The organism is Polyangium sp. 15x6, from assembly GCF_029960785.1.
Lineage (GTDB): Bacteria > Myxococcota_A > Polyangia > Polyangiales > Polyangiaceae > Polyangium.
The window spans coordinates 1-8,804 of sequence record NZ_JASBQE010000189.1 but is presented as its reverse complement, the minus strand read 5'-3'; the positions used below and the strand labels follow the sequence as shown (position 1 = coordinate 8,804).

8 protein-coding genes are annotated in these 8,804 nt (G+C 68.7%); 7 read left to right on the top strand and 1 reads right to left on the bottom strand.

The window, feature by feature from the left end:
• The 7 genes from QHF83_RS52090 to QHF83_RS52060 all read left to right on the top strand — a co-directional run.
• The coding region (locus QHF83_RS52090) for a PEGA domain-containing protein (RefSeq protein WP_282425655.1) at positions 1-1,195 on the top strand (1,195 nt) is incomplete at its 5' end.
• Between the two features lie 63 nt (positions 1,196-1,258).
• Positions 1,259-2,101 (top strand): hypothetical protein, encoded by an 843-nt coding sequence (locus QHF83_RS52085; protein ID WP_282425654.1) that lies wholly within the window; start codon positions 1,259-1,261, stop codon positions 2,099-2,101.
• 129 nt (positions 2,102-2,230) lie between these two features.
• Positions 2,231-3,100: a DUF4215 domain-containing protein gene (locus tag QHF83_RS52080; protein ID WP_282425653.1), complete on the top strand. Its 870-nt coding sequence runs from the start codon at positions 2,231-2,233 to the stop codon at positions 3,098-3,100.
• Between the two features lie 75 nt (positions 3,101-3,175).
• Entirely contained in the window at positions 3,176-4,285 is a 1,110-nt protein-coding gene (locus QHF83_RS52075) for a 2-oxoglutarate and iron-dependent oxygenase domain-containing protein (RefSeq protein ID WP_282425652.1), read from the top strand.
• 62 nt (positions 4,286-4,347) lie between these two features.
• Entirely contained in the window at positions 4,348-5,718 is a 1,371-nt protein-coding gene (locus tag QHF83_RS52070) for a pitrilysin family protein (protein ID WP_282425651.1), read from the top strand.
• The gene (locus QHF83_RS52065; protein ID WP_282425650.1) at positions 5,715-7,271 is read left to right on the top strand and encodes an insulinase family protein; all 1,557 of its coding nucleotides are present in this window, start codon (positions 5,715-5,717) and stop codon (positions 7,269-7,271) included. Before QHF83_RS52070 ends, QHF83_RS52065 begins: the two co-directional genes overlap by 4 nt.
• Before the next feature lie 214 nt (positions 7,272-7,485).
• Positions 7,486-7,854 carry a response regulator gene (locus QHF83_RS52060; RefSeq protein ID WP_282425649.1) on the top strand — a complete coding sequence of 123 codons (369 nt, stop codon included), beginning with the start codon at positions 7,486-7,488 and terminating at the stop codon, positions 7,852-7,854.
• Between the two features lie 74 nt (positions 7,855-7,928).
• Here the strand turns inward: QHF83_RS52060 and QHF83_RS52055 are convergent.
• On the bottom strand, positions 7,929-8,804 hold an 876-nt coding region (locus QHF83_RS52055; RefSeq protein WP_282425648.1), incomplete at its 5' end, for a formylglycine-generating enzyme family protein.

Here is an 8,804-nt window from a genome sequence, read left to right as displayed (position 1 = left end):
GGCCGCGCCTCCGGCAGGCGCCAAAGCACAGGCGGCGCCCCCTGCGGCGACTCCGGCCGCGCCTCCGGCAGGCGCAAAAGCACAGGCGGCGCCCCCTGCGGCGCCTCCGGCCGCGCCTCCGGCAGGCGCAAAAGCACAGGCTACGCCCCCCGCCGCCGCGCCTCCGGCCTCGCCGCCGGGGGCAAAGGCCCCCGCCGCGCCGCCCGCCGCGCCGGCGGATGCAAAGGCGCAAGCCGGGACACCGGACCAGAAAAAGGACGCCGCGCCCGCCGACGCCAAGGCGCAAGCCGGGGCCGATGCAAAGGCGCCGGCGGAGCCGCCTGCGGATCCGCAGAAGGAAGCGGCGAAGAAACTGGAGGAGGGTCTGCGGGCGCAGAAAGCCGGCCAGCACGGCAAGGCCCGCGAGGCGCTCGACGCTGCGTTCCGGATCAAGCCAACCGCGGAGATTGCGCTCGCCCTTGCGCGTTCCGAGATGCAGCTCGGAACGCCGCGCGACGCGGCCGAGCACCTCGCGTATTTCCTGCGCGAAGGCCAGGCGGCGAAGCCCGAGGACCGTCAGGCAGCCGAGAAGATGTTCGCCGAGGCGAAGTCCAAGGTCGGCACGCTGATCGTGAGCGTCGACCAGGACGGGGCCGAGGTGCAAGTCGACGGCAAGCCGGTCGGGAAGTCGCCGCTGAACGGCGCGGTCTTCGTGGAGCCCGGCCCGCGTACCCTCACGGCGCGCAAGGAAGGGATGCCGGAAGCCAAGAAAGAGCTCACGGTCGCGGCCGGCGCCGAGAGCACGGTGCCGCTCGTGGTCACGCCCCCGCCGCCGCCCCTGGCCAAACCCACGCCCCCACCGCCGCCCCCGCCGCCGGCGCGGAACAAGACGCTGATCCTCGCGGGCGCGGGCATTGCGGGCGGTCTCGCGCTCGTGAGCCTCGGGACGTTCATTGGGTACTCGGTCGTCGAGTCGGGGAGTTATGACACCTGGGAGGCGAATAAGTGCGTCCAGCAAAATGCGCAGTGCGTGAGTGATTTCAATGACGCACAGTCGACGAGCACCACGCTCGGGAATACGGCGTTCTGGACGCTGATCGGCGCAGGGGTCGTCGGGGCGGGGACGGCTGTCTATGCATTCACGGGCAAGAAATCGGAACCTTCTGCCTCCTTCCACGTGACGCCGGGCGGTGTCGTGGTGAAGGGGAGCTTCTGAACGAGGGCCGACGCCCCGACGAACGAGAGGTTGGAATCTCCAATGAATCGGTATGGATCATCGATGACCTTGGCTTTGGCCCTCGGCGCGCTGATGGCGGCGCTCGGGGGTTGTCCCGCAGAGAATGACCCGCCGCCGGACACGACGGGCGGCGCGGGCAACGGCGGCTCGGGTGGGATGGCGTCGAGCTGCGGCGACGGCGTCCTCGACATGGGCGAGACGTGCGACGACGGGAACAACGCGGACGGCGACGGCTGCTCGGCCTGCGCGGTGGACGCGTGCTACACGTGTGACGCGAATGCGCCGAGCGTCTGCACGCCGAAGGCCGCGGGCGATGCGTGTGAAGACACCAAGATCTGCAACGCGACGGGCCAGTGCGTCGAGTGCATCGACAATGCCCAGTGCGGCGGCGGGTATTGCTTCCAGGATGCATGCGCGTCCTGCGATGACAATACGAAGAACGGCGACGAGACGGACGTCGATTGCGGTGGTACGCATTGCGGGTTGTGTGACCAGGGCAAGACCTGCGTCGCGGGCGCGGATTGCACGTCGACGTTCTGCGCGGATGGCGTGTGCTGTGACGCCGCGTGTGATGGCGCGTGTCTTTCTTGCGGCGTGGCAGGCGCCATCGGGGAGTGCAATGCCATCCCCAAGTACGCCGAAGACCCGAGCTACGGAATGGGCGAAGCGTGCCTTGCCTCCGAGGGTGAAGAGTGCTCCGGCGCCGGAACTTGCGGAAAAGCGGTCGGCCAGGAATGCATGACCAACACTGACTGCGCGACCCTCAATTGCAAGGATCCCGAGATGGACGGGACAAAGGCGTGCGTGAAGGCGAACGGCGAGCCGTGCTCGGCGGCCGGCGAATGCGCGAGCAACAATTGCATGGATGGCGTGTGCGCCATGTGAGGTAGCCGCGGGGGCTCTACGAGCCCCCGCGCACCGTTCCCCAACCAACCCCCCCCCTTCGCATCCTTCGTCTCTCTTCACGCCCGCCTGAAGCTCGGCTAGCGTCCGCCCGGAGGCCTCGAGGTACCGGTGAACGGAGCTTACGCGCGGATCTGCGGATGGTTGGGAACCCTGGCGCTGCTCGGGGTCGGCTGTGGCCAGATCCTCGGCCTGGACGAGTACGTGCTCGTCGACCCGGGCGCCGGCGGAAGCGGCGGCTCAGGTGGGGTCATGCCGGCCTGCGGGGACGGCGTCCTAGGCCCGGGTGAAAGCTGCGACGACGGGAACGACATGGCCGGCGACGGCTGTACGTCGTGCATGGTGGATGCGTGTTACACGTGCGGCAACACGGCCGCCGGAAGCATCTGCTCAGCAAAGACGCTTGGCGACGTGTGTGCGGCAGGCTTCTGTGACGGCGCGGGGATGTGCGTCGAGTGCCTCGTCGATGCCCATTGCAGCAGCAGCGCCGGGACGTGTGACCAGAACAAGTGCGTGACCTGCACCGACGCTTTGAAGAATGGCGACGAGACGGATGTAGATTGCGGTGGTGAGCATTGCTCGCCCTGCACTCAGGGGAAAGCCTGCCTCGCGAAGACGGATTGTTTGTCGACGTTCTGCACGGATGGTGTTTGTTGCGGCACCGCGTGCAACGAAGAGTGCGTCACGTGCATCTATCCAGGATTCGTCGGTGAGTGCTCCCTCGTCGACAAGTATGGCGAAGACCCAAGCTATGGCATGGGTGAGGCATGTCTCCTCGCAGAGGGGGAAAGCTGTGGAATCGGAAATTGTCTCAAGGCCTTCGGTCAACCGTGCGCAGGCAACATCGAATGCTCGACCGCCCGTTGCGGCGATCCCGACATGAACGGGACGAACACCTGCGTGAAGAACGTCGGCGACCCCTGCACCCTGCCGGCCGACTGCTACACGAACATCTGCACGAACGGCCTCTGCGCAATGTGAGGCTCCTCATCTCCGTATCGACACCGCCTCACCCCCCGTTGCGCCCCCTCCCCCACCCGTGGTAGTGCCCGCGCCATGACCGGCACGCTCCACGATGAAATCCCCATTCTCGATCTCCAGGACGTCGGCTCCGGCGACGTGGAGCGCGAACGACGGGCCGCCGCCGCGATCGAGCGTGGGCTCGGCCGGTACGGGCTCGTGTACGTGAAAAACCACGGCATCGACCCCGCCGCGCTCGACGCGTTCTACACCGAGTTCCTCGCCCTCACCGCCCTCTCCGACGCCGAGAAGCGTTGCTGGGCCCGCGCCGACCTCTGGTTCCAGCGCGGATACACACCGCCGAACACCGAAAAAGCCGTCGTCGCCGGGGGCCAGCCGGATTTCAAGGAGTGCTGGTTCGCCGCGCCCCTCGAGGTCGATCCCGTCGCGGCCGAGCTCTACCCCGAGATCCACCCGCCGAACGTATGGCCCGAGGACCGGCCCCGCTTCCGCACGTTTTACGAGGCGATCGGGCAGGCTCTGCACGGCGCCGGGCTCGCGCTCCTCCGGGCCTGCGCGGACGCGCTCTCCTTGCCGCGTGAGACGTTCGCCTCTGTGACCCGCGGCGCTCCCCATATCACGCGCGCCTTGCTGTACTTGCCGCTCGACGAGCAGCAATGCGAAAACGGCGTCCTCTGGGGCGAGGAGCATACCGATTTCAATCTGCTCACGCTCCTGCCGGGCGGATGGTTCCTCGATCGGGATCGCAATCGCTGCGCGCGGCCCGACGACCGGAGCGGGCTCTTTCTGCGCACGCGGGGCACGGACGGTCGCCCCGGCGGCGATCTCGTGCCGGGAACCGCGCCGCCCGGCTGCATCGTGGCCCAGGTCGGGCAGCAGCTCGAGATCCTGACCGGGGGGCGCCTGCTCGCCACGCCCCACGTGATCACCGCGCCGAAGACCCCGGGGTATGCGCGCACCTCGATGGCCCATTTCGTCCACGTGCACACCGATACGCGCCTCTTCCCGCTGCCGCCGTTCCAGACCCGCGAGACGATGATGGCCTATCGGCCGCCGGTCCTCGCAGGCACGTACGACATCAAGACGCTGGTCGACATCGGCCTCGCGCCCCCCGAGGTTCTCTCGAAGCTCGGCTATCGCCATTATGACAGGCTCGCGAGCGTGCGCGCGGGCGAGAGCCGCTGAGAAAGCCCGCGCGAAAGGCCGTGCATTGAGGCCCCGGGGCCTTCGTGGTAAGAACGCCGGCCATGCGCCTCCCCTCCCCGCGCTCGTCGTTCGTCGCGCTCGCCCTCGCCGCCGCGCCCGCGCCCGCGCTCGCCGCGCCTCCGAAGGTGGATCCGCCCCCGGCGCTGCGCCTCGCGATCCAGCGCGCGACGCTCGACAACGGCCTCAGGGTCGTGATGAACGTGGATCACGCCTCGAACGCAGTGGCCCTCGCCGTCACCTACGACGTGGGCTCGCGCGACGAGACGCCGGGTCAGGGCGGATTCGCGCGGCTCTTCGAGCACCTCCTGTTCGGCGCGACGAAAAACCTCGCAGCGGGCGAATTCGAATCGCTCGTGGCGAGTCGCGGCGGGTTCGTCACCGCGAGGGGCGCGGTCGATCGGACGGCGTATTCCATGATCGTCCCCGAGAACGAGCTCGCGCTCGGCCTCTGGCTCGAAGCCGAGCGCATGCACCGCGTCGATCTGAGCCAGGCGGCGATCGACGCCGACGAAAAGGCCCTCGCCGTCCTCGAGCAAGTGCCCTACGGAAAAGCCGAGGCCCGGCTCGGCGCGCTCGCGTTCGAGGGCGCCCTCGCATATGCCCACGCCGGCCACGATCGCGCGGACGTCGCCGCGGTCCGCGCGTTCCACGCGGCGCATTTCGGGCCGAACACCGCGGTGCTGGGGATCTCGGGGGATTTCGATCCGGACATGGCCATGAACCTCGTGCACCGGTATTTCGACGGCATCCCGCGTATCCAGGCCAAACCGTTCGTCGAGCCGAACGTGCCCGAGCAGGCCGCGGAGCGGCGCGAGGTCGTCGAGGACGCGCTCGCCCGCGCGCCGGCGCTTTCGTATGGGTTCGTGATGCCCAAGCTCGGTACACGTGAGCACGACGCGCTCCGTCTGGCGCAGGTGATCCTCGGCGACGGCGAGGGCTCGCGGCTCGTCGCGCGCCTCGTGCGCGGGGACGCGCTCGCGACGGAGGCGCGGGCCGAGGTCGATGCGCGTTTCGGCCGCGGGCCGGGGCTCTTCCGCATCGAGGTGCGGCTCGCCAAGGACGCGGCCGTGCCCGAGGTGGAAAAGCGAATCGACGCGGCGCTGAGGGAGCTCGCCGACGCGCCGCCCACGGAGGCGGAGACGATCCGGGCGCGAAAGAGGCTCGAAGCGGCCTTCGTCCTCGGCCTCGCGGGGAATCGTCAGCGCGCCCTGGAGCTCGGCAAATACGAGCTCTTTCATGGGGACGCGCGGGCGATCGGGCGTGAGCTCGAGCGGCTCGCGAGCGTGACGCCGGCGGACGTGCAAAAAGCGGTGGCGCAGGTTCTCGTGACGAAACGTCGAACCGTGATCGAGACGCGGCCGAAGCCGAGCGCCGCGGGCAACCTCGCGAGCGCGGCGGAGGGGTCGCGATGAGAAAACGCGCGTCTGTCCTCGGGCTTTTGGCCCTGCTCGTCACGGGTTGTCCCGGCCAAACCGTCACGCCACAGCCGGTGCATACACCTCCGCCCGCAAAGACGGCCGACACGAAGCCATCGGTGCCAGAGGCGGCCCCGGAGCCGAAGGAGCCGCCGCCCGAATCGGCGCCGCCGAGGCCGTTCTCCACGCCGAAGACGACATGGATCGAGCTGAAAAACGGCCTGCGTGTCGTGAGCCTGCTCGATCGCGCGGTGCCTGTCGCGCACCTGCGGCTCGCGGTGCTCGCGGGGATGGCGGTGGACGGAGAAAAGACGGGGCTCTCGGCGGTCTGCGCGCGGGCCGTGGCCTCGTCGGGAGCGGGATCGCTCGACGCCGTCGAGCTGCGAAAGCGGCTGGAAGGTCTCGGCGCGAGTTTGTCGGTGGACCTGAATGCGGATCGGGTGGTGTATGGCATTTCGGTGCCCGCGCCCCGCCTCGCCGAGGCGGCCGAGGTGCTCGCGTCCGTCGTCGGCCGCCCGCGCCTCGATCCGAAGGAAATCGAGCGCGTGCAGGGCGCGCTCGCCGAACGCGCCGCCGAGAAGGCCCGCAGCGACGGCGCGTGGGGCGCGCTCATGATGCTCCACCGCGACCTCTTCGCGCTCCCGAGCGAGCACCACCCCTATGCCTCGTTCGACGCGACCGCCGAGGAAATCGGGCAAATCAAGCCCGCAGATTGCAAGGATTATCATCGCCGGAATTTCGTCCCGAAGAACATGATCGCGGCGGTCACCGGCGACGTGCCCGCAGACGAGGTCCGCAAGGTCGCGGAAAAACACCTCGGCGGGCTCGCCGGAAAGGCCGCCCCGGCCCCCTCCTTCACGGACCCGTTGCCCCCGGAGTCGACGAAGATCACGCTCGTCGACAGGCCCGGCAGCGCGCAAAGCGAGATCGTCGTGGGGTCGCTCGGGCCGAAGGAGTCGGAGCCGACCTTCGCGGGTTTCGTCGCCGCGGCCGAGGTCCTCGGGGGCGCGATCACCGGGAGGCTCGCCGTCGATCTACGGAACAAACGGGGGCTTGTTTCGCGCGCCTTCGCGGAGACCGTGCCGTTCGCGAATGGGCCGTCGGCGTTTTACGTGTACACGAAGACGAACAACGATAGCACCGGCGAGGCCCTCACGGCGGTCCTCGACCACCTGCGCGCCCTCACCCAGGAGGCGCCGAGCCCCCGCGAAATGGAGACCGCCGCGCGTTTCCTCGGCGGCGTCCGCGCCGTGACCACGAGCCGGCCCGGCGGGCGAGCGGACGAGCTCTGCGACCTCGGTTCCCGCAGCCTGCCCGACGAGGCCCTCGACGAACGTATCGCCACGCTCCGCGCCCTGGCTCCCGAGGCCGCGGCCAAGGCCTTCGCCGAGCACGTGCGCCCCGGTCACGGCGTCATCGTGGTCTCGGGCGACGCCACGAGCGTGGGCCCACTCTTGCAAAGGTTCGGCGAGGTGAAGGTCGTGGACCCGACACGCAACTTCGCCCGGACCCGCACCCTGCCCGCCGCCACGGCCCCGAGCCGACCCTGAGATACCGCGCCCCGGATCGCGAAGACGAAAACCGGAAGCGGCCCCCGGATTTCACGGGTGAAACGCGACCGCCCCGATTCAGCCCTGGTCAATCCTGCGACCCCCCTCGAAACGCCCAGGATCCGCGGCCTCCCTGGGCGGAACGGGTCTTGGCCTGGCCCTTGCTAGTACGTCCCTCGTTCCTTTTTCAGGCCCCACGGGAGGGAGGTGAGACATGCCCAGCGTGCTCATCGTGGACAGCGAAAGTGCTCAGCGTCGATCTTTGTCGCTGGCTCTGCGCCTCGAAGGCTACCAGGTCGCCCTCGCCACGTCCGCCGAGGAGGTCAAAAACCACCTCGACGACAGGCAAGGGTACGACGTGGTCATGGTCGATCTCATGATCCCCGAGCTCAACGGCCTGGATCTGGCCCGGGAGATCCGCCATGGGTTCCCGCGGGCTCGCATCATTCTCACGAGCGCGTATCCGCTCTCGCAACGCCAGCTCGAACGGACCGAGTGCGGCGCGATCGGGTTCGTCCCGAAGCCCTACGAGCTCGACGAGGTGTCCCGCTACCTGCGCTCGAAGCTGACGGTCGCGGCCTGAAGCACGGAACAAGGGACACCTCGGAGGAGCGCCCCCATTCGCTCCCCCGAGGTGTCCCTTGCTCTTTTTGTCGGTCAGGGGTTCACGAGGACGATGGCATCGGCGCAGCAGCGAATGCCGAGGTTCTTGTTGAACGCGTCGCGCCTGCGATCGACCGTGTCGGAGGTGCAAGCCAGTCGGTCTTGCAGATCCCAGAACGAGCCGCCCCGATCCCGGCACTGATCGTCCTTGGAATCGTTGGGATTTCCGTTGGGCTTGCAGGAGTCCTCCCACTCCCAGACGTTGCCGGACATGTCGAAGAGGCTCGAGAAGCCGTTGCCGCCCTTGCAGTTCGTGGCGGCCTTGACCTTCTCGGGATTGCCGTTGGCGGAGTTCTCGATGCCGTCGAAGTGATCGTCGACGCACCTGGCCTTTTCGTAGTCATCGCCGTACGGATAGTTCCTCTCCCCTTTGTTGGAGCAGGCGTACGTCCACTCGCTCTTCGTGGAATCGTTGAAATCGTCATAGTCGAGCGGTGACGCGCCGAACCCGCCGCACAGGCGCTTGCCCACGCCCTCGCAGAAGGCGCGCGCGTCACACCAGTCGACGCAGGCCACAGGGTGCTCGGGCTTGCCCTGCGGATCGTAATGGCTCGGATTGCACTGGTTGCCGCTCGAGCGCGGGACGAACGTGGTCTTCCAGCCGCACACGGGATCTTGCTGCTGCGGCGTCGGGTTCGTGTCGAGCCACTTCGAATACTGCAGGCTCGTGACCTCGGTCGCATCGATGCAATAAGGACCCTCAGGGCCCTCGACGAGCACCATCGGCGTGCTGGTGATCGGGCACGTCGGGCCGCCCCCGCCCCCGCCCCCCTGGCCGCCCGCGCCGCCCATTCCACCGGCGCCGCCCGCGGCGCCCGTCCCGCCCGCGCCTCCGATTCCGCCAGCGCCCGCGCCGCCCGCTCCGCCGAC